Source organism: Vibrio sp. R11-SG3-ISO9 (assembly GCF_059834255.1).
On sequence record NZ_JCBDGU010000015.1, the window covers coordinates 52,288 to 78,626 of the forward strand.

A 26,339-nucleotide genomic window follows, 5' to 3' on the forward strand; every position below is an offset into this window, starting at 1 on the left:
GCTCGTTAGCAGAACAAAGGCTCCTCATTTGAGGAGCCTTTTTATTATTCGCGGCTTTGTGTGGTTGAAACAGGTAACTGGAAAGAAAAGGTCACCCCCTCCACTCCTGTCGTATCTATACCTAAGATCATTTCAACTAAGTGGCGCTCTGGGTCTAGCTCTAGCCCTTGCTGCTCAACGCAGTCAAACAAAGATTCCAACGCAGCGCTATAGCCGACATCCGATACCAAATACACTTCGCTACACAAGTAGTGCCCTTCAGGAATAACCACATCATACAGCGCAGGATCGACATCCCTGTTTCCCACACACAAGTCAATTTCATCCCATGTTTTTCGCATTTGATGCAGCGGTGTAATACTCATCAACTTGGTCGACTTCTTACCATACAATTCAAATACCGTATCCCAATCCGGATCATCCAGCTTGAGGTCTTTCATACCTCGTTCTGGAAACCATTTCAATTCAGTCGGAATCGTTTTAGCTAATTCGCTCTCCATTGACTCCTCGCCACTTGGGTGAGCAAGCTGCTTAAGGAAATCTGCCGTCTCTCGTGGCGTCGCTTCGTAGCCCATTTTTCGGATCTGTTTTGCCGTCACGCCAAGATCTCTTTTTAGAGCTTTGCCGAGAGCTTGGGATGATGAAAAGCCGCAATATTGCGCGATTTCCATGGTGCTCCAAGGTTCATCATTCAGCAGTAACCCTACCGCCGTTTGCAGGCGAATTCGCGCTAAATATTGACCGGGAGTTTCATTGAACAGCTCAGAAAACTGACGATGAAAATGGTAAGGCGAGATCGCTGATTCGGTCGCGATTTCTTCCCAAGAGCGACGATCAGCCCACTCTTCATGCATCATAGTCAATGCTTGTGTAAAGCGCTTTTGTAAGTGCTCTGGAAGCGACTTCAACAAAGCTACCTCTGGCACTAACTGAAATGCTGGCTGCCTTGTCGAATTGTCTAACTCATTCTCTTCCTTGCGACTCATATCTTTCCCGTTGCGGCGTATGTGGTTCTTTAGGTTATATTGCTTTGTTTGCGCTTCAACTTTCATGAAGCCCCCTCCAATACCAACTCAGTTCGCTCGACTTTAGGTGCTTTGCGGCAAAACAGCCCCAGTAACACCGGAATCAGAATCAAGGTTACAGCGGTCGCGAACAATTCACCAAACACCAAGGATACCGCTGCAGGCTTGAGGTACTGCGCTTGCTCAGCAGTTTCACTGAGTAGTGGTAACAAACCACAAACCGTCGTAATTGTTGTTAGGAATATCGCCCTTAAACGGCTCGTTCCAGCCGTCACCAAAGCTTGTTGCAGTGGAACACCACTTCGGTACTCACTATTGAAGCGCGTGATCAATACCAATGAGTCATTAATAACAATGCCTGTCATCGCCATCATACCGAACATCGAGAGCAAGCTGATTGGCAAACCCATAATGTAGTGGCCGAAGATCGCACCAGCAAACCCAAACGGAATTACCGCCATAATGATAAAGGGTTGCCAGTAAGATTTAAGCGGTACTGCCAACAAAATATAAATCAGTAACAAGGTCAGAACCATTGCGGTTTTGAAGCCAGATGATACCTCGCCAATCTCTTCAAACTCGCCACCTGCCTTTATCGTCACCTCTGGGTACTGAGATTCCAACGCAACAATAGTTTCATCTAGCTGCTTCAACGTCTGCTCAGGCGACTGTATGTCTCGGTTTTGCTTCCAGTATAGGTTAAGCACCTGTTCACGGTTACGGCGATAAACCACTTCTGGTTCTTGCTCATATTGCAGGGTCGCCACATCACCTAGCAATACCGAACCTCCATTAGGTAAGCGAATCAAGGCTTGCTCAAGTTGAGACAGAGTCTGACGTTGCTCTCGCGCATATTGCAGTAGTACTTTGGTTTCCTGCCCTTTCTCAAGTAGGCGATGAACTTCTCGTTCACCGTAAGCTTGCCCCACCAGCTTAGCGAGCTTCTCCTGAGTCAGGCCTAGCTGCTCACCAAATTGGTTTACTACAATTCGAACCTGAGGCGATCCAGCTTGACCATCGTCATACACATCTGAAACACCATTTAAGTTCACCAGCGTTTGTGCAAGCTGGTTACTCACCAACTTAGCCAGAGCTCTATCATCAGCGGACACCGTAATGAAGGTTCCACCAGCAGGCTCTTCGGCTGCGCTAAATTGGGTTGAGTAAGCGCCTTCAATCACACCCGTCGTTTCTCGCCAACGGTTGATCAGCAAATTGCTCGGTAAAACGGTCAGTGATTCGTTGGTAAGCTCCGCCGTTACCTCAACCTCACCATACCCGTCCGACCATGCCAGCAAGTTAACAACAGGTGACTCACTCAATGGGTAGTCTTCGAGTAAGCTTTTCTCTACCTTATCCATCGCAGACTCAACTTGAGACAAAGCCTGTTGTTGCAGTGGAATTGGCGCGCCATCTTCCAGTTCGATTTTGGCGGTGATGTAGCGCCCTGGAATTTCCGGAAACAGTGAGCTGCGTATCGCGCCATTAGACCACATGCCATAAGCCAAGGTGATCATCGCAACGAAACCCATTAGTGAAGCCAGTTTATAGTTCAATGCATGCTCTAGAACTGGCTTGTACACTTTAAGGTTGAACGTCTGCAAACCACTCTGCGCCATACCCTGAATTCGACTTATCCAGTTCTCTTTCGGCTTGGCCGAGATATGTGCCAGATGCGATGGCAATATGAATTTACTCTCTACCAATGAGAAAAGCAGAGCAAAGATCACCACCGCAGAGAAACCCGCCAACACTTTGGCTAGTTCATTATTAATCCAAAGCATCGGTGAGAACGCTGCTATGGTCGTCAGCACACCAAAGACTGTTGCAATCGAAACAGAATGTACGCCTTGCCAAGCGGCGAGCTTAGGATCGATAGGTTTCCCCGCTGGTGTTGACGCGCGTTTTTCATGTATTGCTTCCCCCACAACCACGGCATCATCCACTAATATCCCGAGCACTAAGATAAAACCAAACAAGGTAATGTCATTGACGCTGTAGTTAGCAAGTTGCATCGCGACCAAAGTGCCGGCCAATGCAACTGGAATCCCGACTGCAACCCAGAATGCGAGCTTAAGCTCCAAAAATAAGCCAAGCAGGACGATAACAATCAGCAAGCCTTGCCAAGCATTATCACCTAAACGAAACAGCTGATCTTCAATGTAGGGTGCCATGTCCGCCATAGTGTCGAGCGTAATATCCGACGGTAGCACTGCTCGCTGCTCATCGAGTACCGATTGTACGGCTTCGCTCACCTTTAATAGGTTGTCGCTTTGACTCGTGCTGATCAGCAAGGCAATCGCGTTGGAACCGTTGTTACGCACGATCGATCCGCTCTGCTCATAGCCTCGGCTAAGCGTTGCAATATCGCCCAATCGCACCTTGCCGTTTGCATTGGCGATCACAACCAAATCATTTAGCTTCTGTAAGTCATCGGCGTAGCCGTCACCACGAATGATCACACGTCCTTTACTGCTAAGCAGCTCACCGGTGCGGGACTCAAATGAGCGCTGCTCAATCATCCCTGCGAGATCTTCTAGGGTAATCCCTAAGTTCTCTAGCTCTTGCGGCTTAGGCTCAATAATTAATTGAGGACTGCGAGATCCCCAGTTCGATACTTTTGAGATCTGTGGATGCTTTTTTAACGCCTGCTCGACTTGCCTAGCAATAGGCTGCAGTTCAGCATCCGACCGTGGGCCAGAGACAATCACAAACACTGCTAAGTTGGTAAATTCATTGCGCACGACTTGCGGTTTTTCAGCCTGAACAGGAAAGCCATTGATGGCATTCACTTGGTTACGCACATCATCCAACAGCTTATCAAGATCGGTGGAGCTGGTCTTGCGCACCACCACTTGAGACTCACCAGCGCTGGATTGACTGGTGATCTGCTTAATACCCGCAATCCCACTTATCGATTCTTCAATTCGCTGCGTAACACTCTCATCAATCTGCTTCGCGGTACCGCCAGGATACGCGACGTTGATGACCACAGAAGAAGGAGCGACCTGCGGAAAAGACTCTACTCTTAAGTGCCCAAATGAGAGCACTCCGCTCACCACAATCGCCATCATGAGTAAGTTGGCGGCGACAGGGTTATGAATAAACCACCTGGTTAACCAACTCATGGGGTTACCTCCACTTGTTGAGGTGCTTTAGAAGCAATAGCCGTGTTGCTTTCAAAGCTCTCTACCGTGCGAATCGGCGCAACTTGCTTACCTGCTAACATTGAAGACAGCGGATACTTAACCACAAAACGAGTTTTGTTTTGGTGTTGAGCAAACTTCACGTGCACTTGATCTTGAGTCTCTTCTACCAAGGTCACGCGCTCTTTTTGTAGTTGATCGTGACTGTCTAGCGTCCAGACATAGCCATCACGCGTTAAACTGCTCATAGGAAGCGAGCTCACATCGCTCTGCTCACCAAGATTCACTTTTACCTCGACTTGTTGATTCGGGAACAAACGTGGTACCTGATACGGATTTTGAACCGAGAGCACCACTTGTCTTTGGCGAGTAACGCTATCAATGTTTGGAGACACGTAACGCACTTCTGCAGGCCATTTCTGCCCAGAGCGACCAACCACAGTAATCTCTGGTTGAGAAGCTTCACGCCCAGTAATCACCGCTTGCTGCACTCTTGCCCAATGCAATTCCGACACAGGAAGAGCAACATCAATCGAATCACTAGCTGCTAAGTCAAAGGTAGCTTGCCCCGCTTCTATCCATTCACCAGGGCTCACATGACGGCTCATAATCACTGCATCAAAGGGAGCCACAATGGTCGACTCTTCCAATAGTTTTGTTGCGCTTTGGTAAGCCTGTTTTGCTTGTGTTAACTCTGCTTTGGCCGCAGCTACTTGCGGCTCTTTGCGCGCAAACGCTGAGCTTTTACTAGGGTTTAGCATTTTGAGTGCCACAGTTTGTTCATGCTCTATCTGCTTAAGATTCAGCTCAGCTTGTTTGACCTGACTCAGTGTCATCGCCACATTGGAACGCAACGCACTATTATCTAATTTGGCTAGCACATCGCCCTTTTTCACTAAAGTACCGGGTTCCATTTCCAAATTAACCCAGGCTAATTGAGCACTGCTTGACGCTTTCAACTGTATTGGCCAGCGCGATTGAGTCACAGCCAACAAGGTCAGAGACGCCTCGTAGGATTTCGGTTCAACTTCAATAATGGATACAGGCGCAAGAACAATCTCTTTGGACTCTGGGAGCACCGGTGCGGGTTCTAACTCGTCCACGAGAATTAAAGCCGCGAGTATCGCCACGCAGCCGAGGACAATGGAAAGCGGCTTTTTAAACTTCATAAGGCTTCTCCTTGATAACCTGTCGATTGTTTTTTTGATTTAGACGTTGGCTTATTTCGCCAAGTCGAGAGAGGGTTTGTAGGGTAATTGGCAACAACACAGCAGTCTCAACGAACTCCAATGAATAGGTCACGATAGAGAACACCTGCCCCGGCGTTGTTGAATCCATGTAGCTCACCAGCCATAGATTTCCGAGCACTGCTGAAAACAGCAACGCAAAAATCAATCCGTAGACGATGGCTTCGGTGTCAGAAAGCTTTACTTCACAGCGCTTTAAACGTTCGAAGTGACGTCTGATCGCTGAAAGCTTCGCAGCGCCAAGCAGCGAGACTTGTTGCTCGATTTGATCGTTAAACTCACCGTTTAAACGAGTGAAAGTGCGATGGAACAGGCCGTAGATAATGAGCATGCCGACACCTGCCCCCAACATAGAAAGCGCCAGTGTTTGATCGAACGTCGCCAAAATCACCACAGTCGCAATCAACTGCACCACGGCAGTCATCAATGACGGTAAATCTTCTTCTAGAAAGTCCACCAGCTCACGAGACATGGTTAAGCGCGCATCTTTAGCCGACAGCTCTAAACCACGCAGATTGCGCTCAACTAAATTAGCGAGTTTTACTCGAATAGCTCCATAAACACGGGTGTCGTAGAAGCGTCGAACCACACTGACGATCACTAAAGCGAACAGACATAAAGCCAACATCAAAAGCGGTTGAAGATCTTGTTCAAGCACACCGTCGATAGCGAAACCGATAAACAGTGGCAATAAGATCAACATGACGTTTTCGACAAGTACCATCAGCCAAGTCAGCAGAACCTTCCACAAATTCAATTGGATAATGGTGATTAAGGATATGGGTTGTTTGAGACTCATTATTGACCCCGCGAATAATTATGGCGCCAGTATTACCAATTCGACGTTGAAAAAAGTGTCCCAGATTGCTGTATTGACGTTTTTCTCCTTGGTTACCTTTTGATTACCTCCCCTTGGTTATCTTCTGTTTCAACACAGGAACGCACCCAAATTTGCACTGGTGCTTAACCAATTCCCATGGCCAATTTACCCATGGTTTACCATCTACAGGGAGAGAAATTATGAAATTGCTCGCTTCGTTACTCACTACAACCGCTATCACGGCTTCGATTTGGGGAGCCTTGCAAGTGCAACCTGCAATCGCAAAGATTGGACCATTAGCCTCGAAAACAGATACATCTTCAGCTGAAGATTCCTTAGCCAGAGATTCCTCCTCAGATGCAGGATTCGATATGACCCAACCGGGTACCGTGATTGGTGTTACCCAAGCCGTCATATTGCAGTCCGTCCCGCAAGTTTGGGCGAGCTTTTATGAACAAGTAGAATCAGGGAAAAACAAGAATCTCAGTTCCGAGAATGTGGTTAGCGACGAAGTGATCGTTCTCTACCAAGAGATAGCACGTGATTTCAGTGAAGCAAAAGTTACGGTTGGCTTCCGACAAAAGGCGGGCTCAGATGTTAAACCCAGCGCTCGCTTCTCAAGCCTTAATAAAGCGGTCACGTTGCTCAACAAAGGAAAACATGACGATACAGAGCTAACCAGCGCTTGGGAGATGATCGATTATCGACGTGACGTAGAGGCTGTACTCGAACGCCACTACCTCAATCAGCATGGATTGCCCGATTCCAGCGAACTTTATGTCTACTATAAATAGAACCGATAAGGATAATCGTCATGGAATTTCTGTCTCAGGTCTTCAGTGAAGGCCAAATCATATTCAGCGAAACATGGGTGGACGACAATTTCGTCCTCGTTGCTTTAGCTCTGTTTATCATTGAACTCGTCCGCTACGCATTCAAGAAGAAGTTATCTTGGAACATGTTAGGAGATAGCCTGACCAACTTTGTTACGCTGTTTTTCCTGTTGGTGACCGTGTTTTTTGTTGGTCTCGCATATGTCGGTGCGTTTGTCTTCGCCTACGAGAACTTTAGCCTGACTCAACTGCCAATCACTGGATGGACAATTATCGGCTGTCTCATATTGGCGGACCTCGCTTACTACTGGGAGCACCGCTTCCTTCACAGCAATGGGTTTGCATGGGGTACACACTCTGTTCACCACAGCTCGCCGTATTTCAACATTTCCGTTGCGTACCGGTTCGGGCCGTTAGATTGGTTTTTCCCATTTTTCTTCCACCTGCCGTTGATCCTTCTTGGGTTCAATCCGTTCGTGGTATTGATGTGTGAGACTTTTGTTCAGCTGTATCAAACGCTGCTACACACTGAAACGGTGAAAAAATTTCCGCGCCCTATCGAAGCGGTGTTCAATACACCATCACATCATAGGGTTCACCATGCGACCAATAAGCAGTATCTCGACAAGAACTACGCAGGCATTTTGATCATTTGGGATCGCATGTTTGGCACCTTCGCCAGAGAAGAAGAGACCGTGCGATATGGTGTATTCCCTAGAATCAACTCTGTGAATCCACTTAAAGTATACTTCCACGGATATGCTAAGCTCTTGAGCCAACTATGGAATGCACCCAACTGGCCGTATCGCATGCAACTCTTAGTTCAACCACCAATATGGGCTTGGAGAAGGGAAAGAGAATCAAAAAAGGAGACCCATGAGCATTCACGCACTTTTGATTGAAGATGACAGTGATCTCGCTGAAGCCATCGCCGACTATATGGAACTCGATGGCTTCGAGTTTGATTTTGCTTATAACGGTGCGGCGGGGTTAAACCTCGCCCTTGATGGCAATTACGATTTGATTCTGACCGACATTAACATGCCGAAAATGGATGGACTTGATGTATGCCAATCGCTACGAGCCCAAGGCATTACAACTCCAATCCTCATGCTTACAGCGCGTGATACGCTCGAAGACAAAATCGCAGGGTTTGATGTAGGGTCCGATGACTATCTCGTCAAACCTTTTGCGATGGAAGAGCTTAAAGTACGTTTGATGGCGCTCATACGTCGTGCGCAAGGCGGAGTTTCTACCCTTTCTGCTAACGGCATTTCCGTGGACCTCAATACACACCAAGCAACTCGCGACGGCAAACCATTAAAGCTCTCTCCTGTCTGCTGGCGCATGTTGGTGACATTGGTTAGGAATAGCCCCAACGTGGTCACGCGAGCGAAGTTAGAGGAAGCATGGGAAGACGAGTTTCCAACGCCTGATAGCTTTAAAGCTCAACTGTTCAAGCTGAGAAAAGTGGTCGACGCACCATTTGATTCCAAACTTATCCATACCGTTCACGGTGTTGGTGTGGCATTGCGAAAGGAAGAGTCATGAAGCGAGTCAGCATAAGAAGAGACATCTACCTCTATCTATTTGGGCTATTGTTGCTACTTACCGGGGCTTACGCGCTGATGGTCTCGCAAAGCTACCATGTCGGGATCAATGAGAGTGCAAAATACGGTTTCCTCTATGAACTAAAAGCCGCTGAGCAACACTTCCTGATGACAGGAGAAGCACCTCGCAGTGACAACCCTACCTTTCAGGTGTTCTTAGAGCCTTCACAAATCCCACTTAAATTCCAACAAGCCTTTGTTTGGCGAGAGTTCCAAGCGGATGAAATCTATGAGGCGTATTTACCGTCTAATTCCGAACAAGGTTACGGCAAATATCTGTATGCCGCGAAGCACCCTGTTCCCGGCAGTTCCGAGATCTTATATATCGTGTCGGAATACGATGAAGCGCTTTACCTGACTCTGTTTGAGTTGAGTCCTCCAGAGTCTGTCACCCAGTTCAACTCCGCTTTCTTGGTGATTGGCGCACTCCTTCTATTGGTGTTCTTGGTAATAAGGTTGCTGGTCTACCGATTAACCAAACCCATTATGGCACTCTCCAGTTGGTCACAGACTCTCGACCTTGAAGATGTCAGTAAACTAAAGAACTTTCGTTACAACGAGATCCATACACTATCCGAACAACTCATTCGCAGTGTTGAGGGAGAGCGAAGTGCAAACGACCGGGAAAGGTTTTTCCTTCGTGCGGCCAGCCATGAACTCCGCACCCCGATCACCACTATCTCAGCCAGTGGTGACATGTTGGAACGTTTATCTGAGCAAATTCCAGGAAGTGCGCAACGAGCCGTGGCGCGCATCCAACGCTCTGTGCAAAGTATGCAAAGCCTAGTCATCACTCTTTTATGGATGAGCCGCAACAACAATCTGGACACTCAATATGAATCAATAGAGACAGAGGCTTTACTCGATAAAATCGTCGATGGGCAACGATATTTGCTGTCCCAAAAACAAGTCGAGGTAGAAACCAACGTCAGTTGTGGCGAAATTTACCAGCCTAAAGAGCTCGTCGAAGTGGTGCTCACCAATCTGGTCCGAAATGCATTTCAACATGGTGGTCAAGGTAATGTGGCTATGTTGCTAAGTAAAGAAGGATTTGAAATCAGTAACACCACACCAGATCCTAATATGTCAGGTAAAGGATCCCGCGATACATCCTTTGGTATTGGTCTAGAACTGGTTGAACGCGTCTGTCACAGTCAAGGTTGGCAGCTTAGTCATCAACAACATCAAGATAAATTTACAGTTTGCGTCCAATTCACTGACAGCAAGGAATAACGACCACTGCATTCGTTTTCGAAACCCGGTTACCAAGTGGTTACCTTCTCGCTGATATCCTAAATCTATATCGAAATAGAGGAGTCAACAAATGGGCACTTGGATACTAGAAACCTTATTATGGGCAATCGTGACTGTCGCAGTTTGTGTTGCGATTTGGGGGTTGAATATGACCAACATACTCATTGCATTGGGCGCCTCAGTTGCTGTGTCTTTGTTGTTGGGTAATAGCTGGCGTAGTTAGCTTAATCATTTGTATTACCTTGATTGCTTTAGCAAACCCTGAACAAATAAAAGAAAACCCCGACGCTCAATGAGTATCGGGGTTTTGTGTTTTCAAGCTAGATAGGCATACGCACTAGCTGGATAATGTTTCTTCAAAGACGCCTAGCTCTCGACCAAGCCAAATAGCACGAACCGTATGATCCAGTGTTTCTTCACCGCCAGTCACAGGGTGGATAAGCACTGACATATCGCCGCGCTCTTTTTCAAGCCATTCAACAATGCCTGAATCTTTATTAGCAAAATGCATCTCGAACATAGGCATTTTGTGTGGGCCTACAAGACGTTGAACCAACGGGAAAACTTCAAGAACATCTTTTCGCTCTGTAATGATCTTCTGACGAAGCGCTTCAGCTTGTTCAGCGTTTCGCAGAGCAAAATACACATGACCGTGGTACATAAAACCATCCTTAAACAATATGATGGCGGTAGTTTACATAAGTTTGAGTGACTGAACAAAGAAGCTTACTGCTTGATAGTTCGACTTTTTGAAGAGAATCCACCAAAAGCTTTCATCCTCAATAAGCTTCTCTGCGATCACAAAGCCAGCATTACTCAGGCTTTAGTTTCAAAACTTTATCGATATCTTCCGCCGAGTGACGCTCTGGTACTTGTTCCCACTCTTCGCCCCATGAACGATTTATAATACGACCGCGTTGGAAGCCTTCACGCGCTTCAAGCTGCTTCGCCCAGCGCACAACATTAGTGTACGACTCCACTTGTAGGAAGTCAGCCGCATCGTACAGATTGCCAAGTACTAGATTGCCGTACCATGGCCAAATCGCGATGTCAGCAATGGTCAGCTCATCACCAGACACAAACTCATTGTTTGCTAGCTGTTTATCTAGCACATCCAACTGACGTTTTGCTTCCATCGCAAAGCGGTTAATTGGGTACTCTTGCTTTTCGTCAGCGTAAGCGTAGAAATGACCAAAACCGCCACCTAGGAATGGAGCTGAGCCTTGTGCCCAGAACAACCAGTTGATCGCTTGAGTACGTGCAGCACCCTCTTTTGGTAAGAAGTGACCAAATTTCTCTGCTAAATGCATCAGAATCGAAGCTGACTCAAAGACATTAACCGCTTCGTCGCCAGACTTATCAACTAATGCTGGAATCTTAGAGTTCGGGTTCACACCCACAAAACCAGAAGAGAATTGATCCGACTCACCGATGTTGATCAGATAAGCATCGTACTCGGCTTCTTTCACGCCTTGTGCCAATAGCTCTTCAAGCATAATCGTAACTTTTTGACCGTTCGGAGTGCCTAGCGAGTAAAGCTGAAATGCGTGTTCGCCAACTGGCAGCTCGCGTTCGAATCTCGCGCCAGATTCAGGGCTGTTGATGTTTGCCCATTTATTTCCGCCGTCGGTATTGTTTACCCAAACTTTCGGTGGAGTGTATTGTTCTGACATAGTATTTCCTTATTGATATAGGGTCTCACAAACTGATATTAGGTCACATACTCTCGGTTAAAACCCCCGAATACGATTTATTTTCAAACTGTTAAGCATGGCTTATTCCAGAAAGAAATAACCGAGTTCACCAAATCTAGAGAAGCCGATTGCTACACCAATGCACAGACATCTACACACCTGTGAACTTGAAACACATTGTTGAAAATTGAAAGATGATTTGCGGTGACTCAACAACGACTTGAAGATAGCTGTGATAAAATCACGCCAATACAATAACTAGGAATTTAGCAATGTCGTCTGATTACAATGGTTCAAGTGCCGCGTATGCACGAAAAGAGAGTGGCTACCGTGAAAAAGCACTGAAGCTCTACCCTTGGGTTTGTGGAAAGTGCGCACGAGAGTTTGTTTATTCAAACCTGCGTGAGTTAACCGTCCACCACGTTGATCACGACCATACCAATAACCCCGAAGACGGCAGTAATTGGGAACTGTTATGCCTGTACTGTCATGATCACGAACATTCTAAGTACACTGACCATGAACGTTATGGCGTGGATGCGAAAGCAGAACTCGATAACCACCAGCATGCGACGCATAACCCGTTTGCTGATCTTGCAAAGATGATGAAGAAATAGCCTGATCTTCAAATACCTCGGATAAACAAATACCCCCAACAGATTCTCATCTCTTGGGGGTATTTTTCATCTGCTGCAAACGTAAAAAAGCCTTCCGAAGAAGGCTTTTTAGAATCTGTTTTGAATTATGCCGCTTGCTTGCGAGCCTCTTCAACCTGCTTCTCACGTTTCTTTAGCGTTAGCTTATCGCGGTAAGAGAACCATACGTAAGACACAACCACTAGGAAGAACAAGTAAGACAACGAGAAGATAAACGGTGACTGGATAATGTCATTCGAAATACCCCAAGAAACACCGATAACCGTAACCGCAATTTTTGCGAAGAAGCCACACAGCAGTAGCACTAGAGCCAATTGTGGGAAACGCGTGCTGCGAAATGCCAGCCAGTAGCAACTACCTACAGCCAAAGCCGCAATGTAGAAGCCGAACAAGAAAGAATGAATATGATCAGCAGCTGCAACACCACCCGTAATCGACATCAATAGAATTAAAAATAGTTTCATAATACTCGCCTCATATAGACTAGAAACGCATCCTTTCAAATTTGGAATCTCAGTTTGCGTACTATTTTCCCACTTTTTTCGCACAAAACAAGCCCAAGAATTGAACAAATTGTAACCAAGACAGTCATAGAAATTCGTCGTTAACAATAACTTAACATTATGGTTTTTAAGAAACTAAGTCCCCTCTGGCCTTGTGGCGAATATTGGCCAAATTGATTTATTTTGTTACACAAAATTAACCATCGAAATAATTTAAAATTAATTGCAATGATGTGATGGTCGCACGCTTTGTAGGGGTACTACCGAGAAGGCTTAGCTCAAGACTATGAATAGTGAGGAATGAATGACCATTTTGTACAAAATAGAAAGGTGTTAACAACAACTACAACACCTATAAAAAACAGTTCTTTAACAACTCAAGTTTTATTTTGATAAAAAGGTAAAAAGAGATTCCAATCACATTTTTATTGGTTATAATCCGCGCTCTTTTGCGCTATCTGTTGATAAACGCAAACTAATTTTGAATAAACCATCACAATAACCCGTTTTCTTTTGAGTGCTTCACTCAATGGATGACAGAAACGAGAATAAAAATGAGCAAGATTGATAAAGCTACACGTATCCTGCTAGCAGGCTTCTGTATCAACCTTTGTCTTGGCATCCTGTATGCTTGGAGTGTATTTAACAAAGCCCTACAAGGTGAAGGATGGTCTGCAGCTGAAGCATCAGCACCATACGCGACTGCAACAATCACATTCTCTATCTGTCTTCTAGTTGCTGGTATCCTGCAAGACCGCATGGGTCCACGTAAGATCCTTATCCTTGGTACTGCACTAACTGGTCTTGGTATGATCGCGTCTGGCTTCGCGACATCTCCACTGATGCTAAACATCACATTTGGTGTTGTAGCAGGTGCTGGTATCGGCTTCGGTTACGCTTGTCTTTCTCCTTCTGCAATGAAGTGGTTCCACCCTTCTAAGAAAGGTATGGTTAACGGTCTAATCGCAGCAGGCTTCGGTCTAGCAGCAATTTACCTTGCTCCAGTAACAGCGGCTCTTATCGAGAGCATGGGCATCCAAACAAGCTTTAAGATTCTTGGTGCTGGTGTACTAGCGATTGCAGTACCTCTAGCAGCAACAATCAACAACCCACCAGCGGGTTACTCACCAGCTGAACCAAAAGTAAAAGCTGGCCAAGCACCAAAAGCGGTTAAGAAAAGCGAAGACCTATCTTGGAAAGTAATGCTGAAGACTCCTCAGTTCTACTCTCTATGGATCATGTACGCATTCGCAGCTTCTGTTGGTCTAATGATCATCGGTAACATCACAAGTATCGCAAGCGCGCAAGCTAACCTGCCAAACGCGGTTTACCTTGCTTCTATCCTTGCTGTATTTAACTCAGGCGGTCGTGTTGCTGCTGGTATGCTTGCTGACAAGATCGGTGGCGTTCGTACTCTTCTACTTGCATTCATCCTGCAAGGCGCAAACATGGCTCTATTCGCTACGTTTAACACTGAGTTCACGCTAATCATCGGTACAGCGGTTGCAGCGGTTGGTTACGGTACTCTACTTGCTGTATTCCCAACTCTAACTGCAGAGTTCTACGGCCTTAAGAACTACGGTACAAACTACGGCGTGCTATACACGGCATGGGGTATCGGTGGTGCAATCGGTACAGCGGTTGTTGGTTACTCAATGACTAACGGCGACAGCTACGGCCTTGCTTACACTATCTCTGCAGCAATGATGGCAGTATGTATTGTTCTTGCAATCATCACTAAGCCAATGTCTGAAGCAAAAGTTGCTGAGCTAAAAGCATCTCAAGCTTAATCTGATAAAAGATTGAATTTGAAAAGAAAGAGCTTAACCTTAGGGTTAGGCTCTTTTTGTATCTGCGTCCTATCAACTGGTTGAGTTAGAAGGAAGCCTTTTCAAGTAACGGATTGATGAGAGAAAGACTTGCTAGAAAACACACCTGTACTGCCACCAACTTATTACCTCGATAACTTTCAACGCCTTATCGAACACGCCCAACAATGGTACCTAGATCTACTTCACCCCCAAGAGCAAGAATGGCTTCAACGCTTTATGGCTCTCCCTTTCCCCGCTCGCTGCGCACTTGTCAGATTGTTCAGCCGCAAAGGGCATTGGTTTCGAAGCGATAAACTCAACTATCAAGAAATCGATGATTTTCCGCTGCAGATAGAACGCCTCTCTGAACAAGGCTTTATTCGTTCAAGCAATGGGGCTAACGAAACGCGACCTAGCATCTCCTGCTCAGAGCTAGCTCGAGATCTACTAACGAAGCCTGAGCTGTTTCAAGTATTCCCTGATCTCGTATCAAATCGTTCCGCTCGCAAGGATGTCTTACTACAGCAGTTGCCAAACGAAACGTTCAACGATTTTGAGCAGCTTCCGTTTGTCTGTATTGAACTGCTACAGCCGGAACTGATCGATCTACTGCTCGTACTTTTCTTTGGTAATACTCACCAAGATCTAAGCCAGTTTGTATTAAGTGATTTAGGGCTGAACACCTTCGAACCGGTGACAATTTCTCTCGAGACACGATTCTTTCAAAGCCGCGAACAGGTGAATGAGCTGCTGTCATTGCATAAGATCCAGCATCAATATTATGAGCTCACGACCAAAGACTCGGAATCTCTCACGACTCTGCTGAGTAACATACCCACCAATAGCGACCACACCGCGTTAGTTCGTCGCCGATCGAAACTGATCAACTTAATTGCCAGAGATCTTGAACGATTAGAAGAGTATCAACTCGCCCTGCACTATTTTGCTCAATCGCACCTACCGCCTAGTCGTGAACGACAAGCGCGTATTCATGATAAGTTAAACCAAGTTGAGATGATGAGTGACGTTGTCACCGAAATAATTCAACATCCGATTGACATTGCAGAGTTAGAAGTGGCGTACAAGCTAGATCAGAGAGTACAAAGGCTTCAAGGTCATAAAGTACCACGATCCAAAAAGCCGACCTGCGAGAATGAACATCTTGAATTAGACCTGAGCAAAGTACGTGTTGAAGAGGCCGTACGCGCACATATGGAAACACAAGGTTGGTATTGCTACTTCAGTGAGAATACTTTCCTGAATGGTTTGTTTGGATTGGCGTTTTGGAAGGTAATATTTGCGGAAGTTGACGGTGCCTTTATCAACCAATATCAATATCGCCCTCTTGACCTTTACCATGACGACTTTGTCAGCAAGAGACAAGAGTTGATCGACCAAACCTTTAATGACCTCAACGACAAAGGCATACGAATTTTATTGGATACATTTAAAGCCAAACAAGGTGTCGCCAACCCGTTTGTACAATGGGCCTACTTTTCCAAAGAGCTTTTAGAGCACGCGATAGAACATATTCCCCTGCCCGTGCTTTGTGATCTGTTTAAAGTGTTACTTAAAGATCTCAAACTTTATCGAACTGGCATGCCCGATCTTATTGCCTTCAATGAGAACGGCTTTCGTTGGATAGAAGTGAAAGGACCAGGCGATAAACTCCAGGACAACCAGTGGCGCTGGATTAAAGAGTTCGAGAAGTTAAACATACCTTTCTCTGTCTGCTGGGTGAATCATTAACACTCATCAAAGCTAAGAACACTAGCGATTTTAAAGCGATACCCAAATGAAAACTCGGAGTGCGTCCAATTTGATGCATTTGGTTACAAAGGCATCATTATGCTCGTTGCATTCACCACACCAATTATTGATAATAGTTTTCATTATCAATAATTGGTGTGTCTTATGTTGTCTTTCGATTACTCTCCTACCCCCACTAAAGCAAAAGCTCCGACGTTAGGGCGCCTACTCGTCGTTGAGGACGACATCACGCTTAATGAACACCTGACCGATCTGCTGAGTAATCGTGGTTATCAAGTGTCTAACACGGCTTGTGGCGAAAAAGCACTAGAGCTTCTAAGACTGGAAAACTTCGACTTGGTATTACTGGATGTTGATTTACCTAAGGTGGATGGTTTCAGCATTCTCAACTTTGTTCATGAAAACTCGCAAACACCGGTGATCATGCTGACCGCCTATGGTGCAGAGGAGCATCGTATTCGAGGCTTTAAATCGGGCGCCGATGACTATATCTCTAAGCCATGTAGCTTTACAGAAATCAGTTTACGGGTAGAGGCTGTCTTAAGACGTACCAAACCTGAACCCATTAGCCACACACCATCACATCGTCTTCAGCATCACGAGCTCACCCTCGATAGACTCGCTCACACCGCGAGTGTAACGATCGATAACCAACAACAAACGACTGAACTGACTCCGACTCAATTCAAGCTTCTTTGGGTATTGGTTCAAAACGCTGGTACGGTGCAAACCAAGCCATTTTTGTATCAAGCGGTTCTCGAGCGGGAGTTTAGCCAATATGACCGCAGCTTAGATATGCACCTTTCCAGAGTCAGAAAAAAGCTGCTCTCATTTGGTATGTCTAACGACCGCATTCAAACCGTCCATGGCAAGGGTTACATCGTAAAATGAGTCGATTACTGTTTTGGCGTTTGTTTATCGTGCTGTCGTGTGGCGTTGTGATCTTTTTCTCTTTGCTGCACAGTGCTGCGATACTCTCAAATGAGAAAATGAGTTACATCAAGAAGAACCATCAACAGGAGATCCTCGCTTGGGGACAGACTGCTCAAAACTTCCTAGCCAATCAGCAGTTTTCAGAACTTGATATTTGGCTTGATGAACTCTCTGAAACGGAAAACACTTGGGTAACAGTGGTTCAGTCTAGAATTGATGTTGTCGCAGGTAATGAACTCAATCAGCGCTTCTGGGAGGGCTACGGAATTGGCCGCAATGTTGAGTGGAAAATACACCTAGACTTTCCTGACAACCCAATCATGGAGGTCGCGCTCAGCCCTTCTAACTATCATTTTCTGGTTCTTCTTCCTGATAGAATGCGTCCTGGAACCTATATGTCCCACGCATTCTGGCTATTTCGCTTTATCATCCCGTTTGCCACGCTTCTCGCATTGACTATCTATTTGTATCGTTACGTAATGCGCCCGTTGCAACAGTTTCATCGTGCCACCCAAGAGTTTAGTAAGGGCAAATACTCTGCGCGCATTCCGACAAAACTCACGCGAGGTAACGATGAATTTAGCCAGATTGCACGTACGTTCAACGCGATGGCTGAGAAAACGTCGGATGTCATCACGCACAATCGGAACCTAATCTCAGACATGTCTCATGAGATCAGAACCCCCATTGCGCGTGTCGAAACCGCGATTGATTGTATGGAACAGAACATCAAGCCTGACGCCATGATGCAGCGAATCAAAGGCGAAACCAAAAACATGCGTGAGTTGGCTGAAGATACTTTGACCTTAGCTTGGTTAGAGAACGAGAACCCCGACCTTCGCCAAGAATCTTTCGATCTGATTGAACTGGTTGAAGCAATCGTGGAGGATGCTCGATTTGAATTCACGGACAAACAGATAGTACTTAACTCTCCAGAGACATTATCGCTCGACAATTCTAATCAGAGAGCTTTGGGGCATGCGATAGAGAACATCTTACGCAACGGTCTTCGTTATACGCCAGATGGTGAACCGCTTTTAATCGATGTAAAGTGTGAAAAATCGAAAGTTTTCATCATACTCACCGACAGTGGACCGGGTATTGATCCGCAACTTTACGACAAGATGTTTACTCCCTTCTTCAAAGCACATAACCAAGTTGGCACTCGAAAAGGATTTGGGGTGGGACTGGCACTCGCCAAACGTCACATTGAAGCGGTTCAAGGCTCCGTGAGCGCTCGTAACGCTCCAGGCAAAGGGTTACGCATGAGTATCGAGCTCCCGATTTAGTTGGGCCGCTACCTGTACTTGTTATCGGGGTGAAGCGGCTCTTCTGCATACCAATTGTCGATATGTAACATTTGTAAAATTGATTTACTCAATACCCAAATCACACCAAAATCCAACTCGATAATAATTCTCATTAACATCGGAGGTTTCGGTGAATTTACCAGCCACTTTTAAATTAAGCCCCATTGCTTTATCCCTGCTTCTCACTTCTCATAGCGCCTTTTCTTCAGACGATACTGAAGTCATCGAAGTAACCGGTCATCAAATTCATACTGGCGATGTGACCATCACCGCAGACGACCTGGACAAACGTCAGGCTCAAGATCTCAACGACATTTTCCGTGGTGATGCTGAAGTAAGCGTGGGTGGCTCTTCAGGCATATCTCAAAAAATCTATGTACGTGGTCTTGAAGACACTATGCTGAATATTTCTGTTGATGGTGCAGAGCAATCGGGCAGCTTGTTCCATCACCAAGGTCGACTTTCGATTGAGCCAGAGCTGCTCAAACAGGTCGATGTCAGTGCAGGTGCTGGTCGCGCGACTAATGGTCCAGGAGCACTAGGTGGTGCCATCCAATTTAAGACCAAAGACGCTCATGATCTACTGCATCCAAACGATAGCTTTGGCGCCCAAGTCAAAGGTGGCTATTACACCAACAACGATGGCTACAAAGTTTCTACAAGCTTGTATGGAGAGGTTACAGAAGGCTTAGGGTTACTTGCGTCATTTGGTTACGTTGATGGCCAAAATATCAAAGATGGAAACGGTGATAGCCAGCCTTATACAGCTTTAGAGCAAACTGTGGCGCTCCTTAAACTCTCGGGTCAAGTTACTGATAGTCAGTACTTCTCATTGAGTTACGACTTCCGCCAAGACGATGGCCGCCGTTTAAATCGACCACACTTTCAACCAAGCTTCAAAAACGACCCGCTAGACCAAGAAGCCGACCGCCATACAATCACTGCGTCTCATAAGTACACTGGCAGCGATATGCTGAATGTTGAGAGTACGCTCTACAATACGAGCAATCGCATCGCGCACAAGAATCATCCGACATGGGGCACCAGCGACGGCTCAATTGATACCTATGGTGCAAAATTCAGTAACACCTCTAACTGGTCAGAAAATACTGTTATCTATGGTATCGACTACAAAAATGATACTGCTGACTTTGACACAGGCTCTGGCGCCCAAAACAGCAAAGAGAAAGGCAAAGTTTACGGTTTATTTGTTCAAGACGACTGGCGTATTACCCAAGACTTAACACTCACTGCGGGTGCTCGTTATGACTGGTATGAACTCGAAGACAATAAAAACCAGAAATTTGATTCTAGCGGCTTTAGTCCAAACGCAGGTTTAGATTATAAGATCAGCCCTTCTATCAATGTATTTGCTAGCTACGCGGAAGCGTTTCGCGGCCAACAGATCAAAGAGCTGTTTATTATTGATTACAAAGAAAACGATCCAAACCGCAAACCAGAGAAAGCGCAAAACACCGAGTTTGGTATGGCTTATCAAGCACAAGATCTCGCCATTGGTGCCACCTTTTTCTATAGCGAAATCGAAGATGTTGTCGGTGATAACGGCACCATTACCAATGTAGGTGACTTGAAAAACAAAGGCATTAACGCGTACATCAGTTATCAGTTCGAGCAACTACACACCCGTCTAAGCTACAGTCAGTCACGACCGGAACTCAACGGTGAACCACTATCAGACGATAGCATGAACATTGGTACATCAATTGGCGATACTTGGGTTCTTGATTTAGGTTACACAGCAACAGAAAGCTTAGAGCTTGGTTGGAATGCTCGTTTTGTAGAGCGCTTAACCGACGTTGCTGATCCAAGTGTTCACCCTGAAAAACCTGGCTACGGGGTTCACGACCTCTACGCACAATGGGTTCCAATGTCGAGTGAAGAGCTAACATTAACTCTGTCAGTAAAAAACGTGTTTGATAAGTTCTACTTCGATCACGCCTCTTACATGGAGTACATTGGTAGCCCTGTCGCACAAGGTTACGCAAGTGCAGGCCGCGATTTCCGCTTCAACGCGAGCTACTCTTTTTAATCAATAGATACTTCTGGTTCTAATCGATAGATACTTCTGGTTCTAACTAATAGATACCTCTAGATATACTGTCGAGACCCAATCAAACTAAGCGAGTTGCGTTAAACTTCCCTTCACGCTACTCGCTTTTCTCGCCGACGCTATTCAGCAAATTACTAGAACATGAGCATTTTCAATCATTTTCGATATACTTAAGAAAAATGATAAAACTATAAGTCTCTATGAATCTAAAAAGAATATGGGTTGTCGCACTGGTCAGCCTCTTCTCAGGTTGTGCAATGTACGCTGGCTTAAACTTCGATGAGCTGTTTGGTGAACCCGAAGTTCGTGACCGCCAAGCACCTGTGGTTTCTGCACAAGCACAACATTTCATTAATGAAGTAAAACCGATTATCGATAACCGATGCGTGGTATGTCATGCCTGTTACGATGCGCCATGTCAGTTGAAGATGTCTTCAGTTGAAGGGATAGACCGAGGTGCAAGTAAAGCATTGGTTTATCAAGGCACACGCTTAACTGCATCAGCACCTACACGCTTGTTTGAAGATGCGTTGACCACTCAAGAGTGGCGCGATGCGGACTTCCACCCTGTTCTGAACGAGCGTATGCAAAACTCGACCGCTAACTTAGATGCTGGTTTGGTTGCTCGCATGTTGATTCAAAAAGAGAACCACCCTCTTCCCAATCAAAAACAGTTGGAAGGATTTGATTTCGCTGTTGACCGCGATCAGCAGTGCCCGACCATTGAAGAGTATGCCCAATACGAGAGAGATTACCCAACATGGGGAATGCCTTACGGGATGCCAAATCTAGATAAAGGTGAATACGCGACCTTGATGAGCTGGTTAGAGAACGGCGCAATCATGAACGCTCACATCCCTTTGACTGAAGATGAGCAAGCGCTGGTTGATACCTATGAGAGTTTCTTAAACAAAAGCGCGCGTAAGAGTCAGCTGTCTGCTCGTTACATCTACGAGCACTTATTCCTTTCTCACCTCTACTTTTCGGAGCTAGAGGGACCAACTCGCTTCTTCACCTTGATACGCTCTGCAACACCACCAGGTCAACCAGTTCAACGTATTACGACACGCCGCCCATACGATGACCCTGAGGTGCCGCGTGTCTATTACCGAATCATTCCTGAGCAAGGTACCATTGTCGACAAAACACACATGCCGTTTGCTCTTAACGAGCAACGCCTACAAGACTGGACAACTTGGTTTGTTAATACCCCATACATAGTACGAGAGCTGCCAAGCTATGAGGTCGATGTTGCAGCCAACCCTATGACCGCATTTGAAGACCTGCCTGTAAACTCGCGCTTTAAATTCATGCTCGACAATGCCCAGAACACCATCATGGCTTACATCAAAGGCCCTGTGTGTCGTGGACAATTGGCGTTAAACGTTATTAATGACCGTTTTTGGGTGGTATTTGTCGATCCGGATAAAGCCGATCTTCCTGAGATCAATGATTTCTATGCTAGCCAGAAAGACAACCTCAAACTACCGGGCGAACTTGAAAGTAACACGCTACCTGTGACCAACTGGGTTAAATATTCGAAGCAGCAAGCTCGCTATCTAGAAGGCAAATCTGAGTTCACCAACAAATGGTTCAAAAACGGTGAGAACCTCACCATGAACGTTATTTGGGATGGTGGCGGTACCAATCCAAATGCAGCGCTAACCGTGTTTAGGCACTTCGACAGTGCTTCTGTGGTGCAAGGTTTGGTCGGTACACAACCAAAGACAGCATGGGTACTTGATTACGCTCTACTAGAGCGCATCCACTACCTGCTGGTCGCTGGCTTTGATGTCTACGGTAACTTCGGCCACCAGCTGATGACTCGCATGTTTATGGACTTCTTACGTTTAGAGGGTGAAAGTAACTTCCTAACCCTGTTACCTAAAGATGTTCGCCACGAGGAGCACTCAAGCTGGTACCAAAACCAAAACACTCAGTTAAGTGATTTCTTACAGCGCAATATCGCACCGTTCGATCAGCCGTCTAGTGTTGTCTACAAAACCGACAACCCTAAGGCGGAGTTGTTCGATATGTTGGAAGAGAAACTAAAACCTATTCTTAACGACCGTTACAAGATCGTTGATACGGGGTTTGAACCGAAACATGAAGCTCTGCTGCAACAAGTCGACACGATCAAAGGCGCAGGTCTACAGCATGTGCCTCAACTCGTAATGATGATGATCAAGGCACAGAACGGTGAAGAACAGTTGTTTACGATGATTCACAACAACTCTCATACCAACATCTCAAGCCTATTCAACGAAGAGAGCAACCGAGACTACCAGAACGATGATCTGACTTTGGTAAGAGGCGTTGTGGGTAGTTACCCGGCCGCTTTCCTAGAACTTGATGAAGCTGAAATCCCTCAGCTTGTTTCTATGCTTCAAACCATTGAAACTGAAGACGATTATGTCGCCTTACTCGATAAGTTTGCGGTACGCAGAAGCTCGAGCGACTTTTGGCCGTTCAGCGACCGTGTTCACCAGTGGTATCAGCAGAACCAACCTATTGAGTTTGGCCTACTGGATTACAATCGCTTTGAAAACCGTTAAAGCTCATGACGCAGTTTGAGTCATTGTTGCTTGATTGAGTAAAAACTAAAAATCCTCTGCCAATGCAGAGGATTTTTGTTATTGGTCATTTGAACATCATTTCTAAAAGTAAGATTTCAGAGCCTGATTCGACGCATCGACTATTTCAATTAACGAGTCTGCGGTATTCCCATATTCAGTCAAAGGTTCAGCTGCCGCTTCAATCGCTAAGCAAGCTTGATGCAGCTTACCTAGACCCAAGCTACCTGCTGAGCCTTTCAGCTTATGTGCAAGCGACTTCATTTCTCGCGAGTTCTCCGCTTCGCTCGCCGCCTTTAGCTCATCAAGAATAACTTTCGAGCTCTCTTCGAACAGCCCCACAATCGACTGCATTTTCTCTTTACCTAGAATCGCTAAGTCACCCTCGATGACCTTAGGGTCAATGATCAACACATCCACCTCCTGCTGTTCTTTGATTGTGTCATCCACTTCGTTTACTGAATCAATTTCGCCTTTTTGAGCACTACACATACGATCGGATGGGTCAGGCTGCGGGAGTAACAGTCGACGACCTGTCAGCTGCGCGCTAATCAGCCTTGCCAACGCCTCTTTCTCCAACGGTTTTGGCAAGAACCCATCAAAACCAGAAGCTAAATACTCTTCCACTTCTTCATTGAACACGTGAGCAGAGACGGCAATCATTGGCGGCTCTATTCGTTGCTGGTCAGAATGACTGTTGAGTACCTTAAGATCGCTTTTCAGGTCTCGAATAAGCTCCGTGCCATCACAGTCAGGCAGATTAATGTCCACCAACGCAATATCGTAGTCTTGCTCTTTAAACAGCTCTCGAGCCTGTGCACCTGTCGTCGCGATGGCGACTTGGTGTCCAAGATTATTCAAGAAACCTTCTGCGACAATACAGTTAACCGGATTATCTTCAATCAAGAGTACTTTGGCTTTAACACATGCCTCTACCGTCTGAGTTTGGATTTCTACTTTTTCACCCAACTCGAGCGGAACCGAGAACCAGAACTGACTACCCTCTCCCTCTTCTGAGTGTACGCCAATATCACCATTCATCGCGGTTAAAATACTTTTGCTGATCGCGAGGCCCAGTCCAGTGCCCCCTTTTTTATTGCGACCACTCTCTGTTTGACTAAAGGCATCAAACAAGCATTGCTGCTCGTCGGCTTTAATGCCTGCGCCAGTGTCCGCGACTTCAAACATCACGCGATTTGGATCTTCAATATCCAAGCTGATGTAGATATCAACAGAGCCGCTATCGGTAAACTTAATCGCATTACCAACCAAGTTATTCAAGATCTGACTGAGACGTGTCACATCGCCGCGCCAATAAGTTTGCACATCACTTTCGATGTGGAAACTGAAATCAATGTTCTTTTCGGAAGCTCTTCCTTCCATCAGCTGATAGGTATCTTCAACCATTTGATGAAGGTTAAAAGAGGCAACGCGGATCTCTAAGTGGCCAGCTTCGATTTTTGAGTAATCCAAGACATCATTGAGTATCGCAAGTAAGTTCTTACCACTGCGGTTAATGATGTCAGCGTAGCCAGATTGCAACGAGTTGAGACCCGTATCCTTCAATAGCCTTGCCGTACCTAGTACCCCATTCATTGGCGTACGAATCTCGTGACTCATAGTAGCAAGAAACGCCGATTTAGCGCGGCTGGCTTGCTCTGCTGCACGTCGTGCTTTAGTGTGGTTCACCACCTCAATGTTGAGCTTTTCATTGGTTTGTTGCAGCTGATAAGTGCGTTCCGTAATCAGCTCTTCAAGGTGCTCTTTGTGCTCTTCTAGCTCGCGCTTGGCTTTGGCCTCACCAACAGCCACCACTTGCAGCGCTTGAGCGGTATTTCGCGCGGTGATGATCGCTTGCCCCATGTGGGCTAGCTCATCATTACCTTTAACTGATATATCGATATTCAAACGACCTTGAGCTATCGACATCAGGGCGACGGAATACTCTGCAAGCCTTTTTACTACCGAGACATACACCACACGCCACACAATAAAGGCAGCGATGAATAGACCGATCAACGAGATAACCGATAGTGTCCATTGAGCGTAATTCAAGGTGGTGGTCAGTTCGTCAACCGCCTCTTTGGTACTGCGGTTCGAGTCATCCACCAGTACGTTGACTGTGGTATTTAACTGAGAAAACAACTCCAGTGTTTTCTGCATTAAGAATTCTGACTTCTTGGCGTTTTCTGACTTCTCCAGTGCAATCTCAAACACCACCTGACGGCGACGAAGCTCATCCAGAAGCTGCGACATCTGTTCTGAACGAGTTGGGTCTTCTACCGCTTTGACACGACGAGCCATGATTTTTAGATTCGATTCAAACTCAGTCTGAATTTGGTGAATACGATCGACATCAGTAACCGTCGGCGTCTCTTCGATCTGATTGAGCATCTTAAACGCTAAAAGATGCAGCTCGTGTAGGCGTTCAGAAAGGTCCAGATCGACTTCGACTAGGGCATCCAGCGCTTTGTATGCTCGGTCAGTCTGCTGCTTTTCTAGTAAGTCATAGATGTGGGTTACGTTAGCAACGGCGATGGTTGCGGTATTCAATACTTGAGTGCGGGTAAGTTGTTCAAGCTCTTCTGCTAACAAGCGCATCTCTTCTACGCGAGAGCTAAGCTCCTTGGTCAACCAAAGTTTGCGCTCTACAGAAACTCCAAGTTCCGCTAAGGTATTGATAACGCTCTGAACGTTATTTTCTAGGCTGCTAAGTAGTTCTGAATCAAAGCTATCAGAACCCAGCTCTTTGATATGACGCAGCAAGGACTCAAGTAGCTCAAACAGTTCTGAGCCTGCTTCTTTTCGCTGTTCTTCATTACGCGCATTACTCAGGGTTTGCACCGATGCAATAATACGATTACTCAATTCCGAGACCTGACGCGCTTCAATCATTGCTGGCAGTGCGGAATCCACAACGTTTCGTTCTGTTTTTGCCACAAAGCTAAAGCCCGACACTCCAATTAGAGCCGACACGACAACCAATAAGGCCATCACCAAAAATGAGGCGAGCAGCTTTCTACCTATACTTGCTGTGGCTAACAACATAAACCCATAACCTTAAAACGTTCTTCTTTACCCAT

20 protein-coding genes are annotated in these 26,339 nt (G+C 46.0%); 12 read left to right on the forward strand and 8 right to left on the reverse strand.

All coding sequences use genetic code 11. The annotated features are described in order from the left end of the window. Nucleotides 1-44: 44 nt before the first annotated feature. From AC6R05_RS05505 to AC6R05_RS05520, 4 genes are all read right to left on the reverse strand, one after another. Complete coding sequence (locus AC6R05_RS05505) at nucleotides 45-986, reverse strand: helix-turn-helix transcriptional regulator (RefSeq protein ID WP_500646822.1); 942 nt, start codon at nucleotides 984-986, stop codon at nucleotides 45-47. 62 nt (nucleotides 987-1,048) lie between these two features. Further along, nucleotides 1,049-4,153, reverse strand: coding sequence for an efflux RND transporter permease subunit (locus AC6R05_RS05510; RefSeq protein ID WP_500646803.1), 3,105 nt, complete (start codon nucleotides 4,151-4,153; stop codon nucleotides 1,049-1,051). Beyond that, a complete protein-coding gene (locus AC6R05_RS05515; RefSeq protein ID WP_500646804.1) occupies nucleotides 4,150-5,340 on the reverse strand; it encodes an efflux RND transporter periplasmic adaptor subunit in 1,191 nt (396 codons plus the stop codon). Before AC6R05_RS05515 ends, AC6R05_RS05510 begins: the two co-directional genes overlap by 4 nt. Beyond that, nucleotides 5,330-6,217, reverse strand: coding sequence for an ABC transporter six-transmembrane domain-containing protein (locus AC6R05_RS05520; RefSeq protein WP_500646805.1), 888 nt, complete (start codon nucleotides 6,215-6,217; stop codon nucleotides 5,330-5,332). The genes AC6R05_RS05515 and AC6R05_RS05520 overlap by 11 nt, the downstream gene beginning before the upstream one ends. A gap of 221 nt (nucleotides 6,218-6,438) precedes the next feature. Here AC6R05_RS05520 and AC6R05_RS05525 point away from each other — a divergent pair, with 221 nt between their 5' ends. The 5 genes from AC6R05_RS05525 to AC6R05_RS05545 all read left to right on the forward strand — a co-directional run bounded on the left by AC6R05_RS05525 (nucleotide 6,439) and on the right by AC6R05_RS05545 (nucleotide 10,158). Then, nucleotides 6,439-7,032: a hypothetical protein gene (locus AC6R05_RS05525; protein ID WP_500646806.1), complete on the forward strand. Its 594-nt coding sequence runs from the start codon at nucleotides 6,439-6,441 to the stop codon at nucleotides 7,030-7,032. Nucleotides 7,033-7,052: 20 nt separating this feature from the next. Then, nucleotides 7,053-7,973, forward strand: a complete 921-nt coding sequence (locus AC6R05_RS05530; RefSeq protein ID WP_285464315.1) for a sterol desaturase family protein — start codon at nucleotides 7,053-7,055, stop codon at nucleotides 7,971-7,973. After that, entirely contained in the window at nucleotides 7,948-8,622 is a 675-nt protein-coding gene (locus AC6R05_RS05535) for a response regulator transcription factor (RefSeq protein WP_446577398.1), read from the forward strand. The genes AC6R05_RS05530 and AC6R05_RS05535 overlap by 26 nt, the downstream gene beginning before the upstream one ends. Continuing rightward, nucleotides 8,619-9,914: a sensor histidine kinase gene (locus AC6R05_RS05540; protein WP_500646807.1), complete on the forward strand. Its 1,296-nt coding sequence runs from the start codon at nucleotides 8,619-8,621 to the stop codon at nucleotides 9,912-9,914. The genes AC6R05_RS05535 and AC6R05_RS05540 overlap by 4 nt, the downstream gene beginning before the upstream one ends. Before the next feature lie 91 nt (nucleotides 9,915-10,005). Then, nucleotides 10,006-10,158: a hypothetical protein gene (locus AC6R05_RS05545; RefSeq protein WP_167332352.1), complete on the forward strand. Its 153-nt coding sequence runs from the start codon at nucleotides 10,006-10,008 to the stop codon at nucleotides 10,156-10,158. Nucleotides 10,159-10,272: 114 nt separating this feature from the next. Here the strand turns inward: AC6R05_RS05545 and AC6R05_RS05550 are convergent, their stop codons facing one another. Both AC6R05_RS05550 and yghU read right to left on the reverse strand, forming a co-directional pair. Beyond that, nucleotides 10,273-10,596, reverse strand: coding sequence for a DOPA 4,5-dioxygenase family protein (locus AC6R05_RS05550; protein ID WP_032552304.1), 324 nt, complete (start codon nucleotides 10,594-10,596; stop codon nucleotides 10,273-10,275). Between the two features lie 151 nt (nucleotides 10,597-10,747). Then, nucleotides 10,748-11,608, reverse strand: a complete 861-nt coding sequence (gene yghU / locus AC6R05_RS05555) for a glutathione-dependent disulfide-bond oxidoreductase (RefSeq protein ID WP_500646808.1) — start codon at nucleotides 11,606-11,608, stop codon at nucleotides 10,748-10,750. A gap of 293 nt (nucleotides 11,609-11,901) precedes the next feature. Here yghU and AC6R05_RS05560 point away from each other — a divergent pair, with 293 nt between their 5' ends. Beyond that, nucleotides 11,902-12,246: a YajD family HNH nuclease gene (locus tag AC6R05_RS05560; RefSeq protein ID WP_032552302.1), complete on the forward strand. Its 345-nt coding sequence runs from the start codon at nucleotides 11,902-11,904 to the stop codon at nucleotides 12,244-12,246. Nucleotides 12,247-12,371: 125 nt separating this feature from the next. Here AC6R05_RS05560 and AC6R05_RS05565 read toward each other — a convergent pair whose 3' ends face one another. Continuing rightward, complete coding sequence (locus AC6R05_RS05565; RefSeq protein ID WP_285464306.1) at nucleotides 12,372-12,749, reverse strand: NADH:ubiquinone oxidoreductase; 378 nt, start codon at nucleotides 12,747-12,749, stop codon at nucleotides 12,372-12,374. Nucleotides 12,750-13,342: 593 nt separating this feature from the next. Between AC6R05_RS05565 and AC6R05_RS05570 the strand changes: the two genes are divergently transcribed. The 6 genes from AC6R05_RS05570 to AC6R05_RS05595 all read left to right on the forward strand — a co-directional run bounded on the left by AC6R05_RS05570 (nucleotide 13,343) and on the right by AC6R05_RS05595 (nucleotide 23,238). Further along, entirely contained in the window at nucleotides 13,343-14,578 is a 1,236-nt protein-coding gene (locus AC6R05_RS05570; protein ID WP_032552300.1) for an L-lactate MFS transporter, read from the forward strand. 129 nt (nucleotides 14,579-14,707) lie between these two features. Then, the gene (locus AC6R05_RS05575; protein WP_500646809.1) at nucleotides 14,708-16,348 is read left to right on the forward strand and encodes a VRR-NUC domain-containing protein; all 1,641 of its coding nucleotides are present in this window, start codon (nucleotides 14,708-14,710) and stop codon (nucleotides 16,346-16,348) included. A 165-nt stretch (nucleotides 16,349-16,513) separates the two neighbouring features. Beyond that, nucleotides 16,514-17,260 carry a response regulator transcription factor gene (locus AC6R05_RS05580; RefSeq protein WP_500646810.1) on the forward strand — a complete coding sequence of 249 codons (747 nt, stop codon included), beginning with the start codon at nucleotides 16,514-16,516 and terminating at the stop codon, nucleotides 17,258-17,260. Continuing rightward, nucleotides 17,257-18,591 (forward strand): sensor histidine kinase, encoded by a 1,335-nt coding sequence (locus tag AC6R05_RS05585; protein WP_500646811.1) that lies wholly within the window; start codon nucleotides 17,257-17,259, stop codon nucleotides 18,589-18,591. Before AC6R05_RS05580 ends, AC6R05_RS05585 begins: the two co-directional genes overlap by 4 nt. A gap of 151 nt (nucleotides 18,592-18,742) precedes the next feature. Then, nucleotides 18,743-20,662 carry a TonB-dependent receptor domain-containing protein gene (locus AC6R05_RS05590; RefSeq protein WP_500646812.1) on the forward strand — a complete coding sequence of 640 codons (1,920 nt, stop codon included), beginning with the start codon at nucleotides 18,743-18,745 and terminating at the stop codon, nucleotides 20,660-20,662. Between the two features lie 221 nt (nucleotides 20,663-20,883). Then, nucleotides 20,884-23,238: a fatty acid cis/trans isomerase gene (locus tag AC6R05_RS05595; RefSeq protein ID WP_500646813.1), complete on the forward strand. Its 2,355-nt coding sequence runs from the start codon at nucleotides 20,884-20,886 to the stop codon at nucleotides 23,236-23,238. A gap of 102 nt (nucleotides 23,239-23,340) precedes the next feature. Here the strand turns inward: AC6R05_RS05595 and torS are convergent, their stop codons facing one another. Continuing rightward, nucleotides 23,341-26,304 carry a TMAO reductase system sensor histidine kinase/response regulator TorS gene (torS, locus tag AC6R05_RS05600; RefSeq protein WP_500646814.1) on the reverse strand — a complete coding sequence of 988 codons (2,964 nt, stop codon included), beginning with the start codon at nucleotides 26,302-26,304 and terminating at the stop codon, nucleotides 23,341-23,343. Nucleotides 26,305-26,339: the final 35 nt, after the last annotated feature.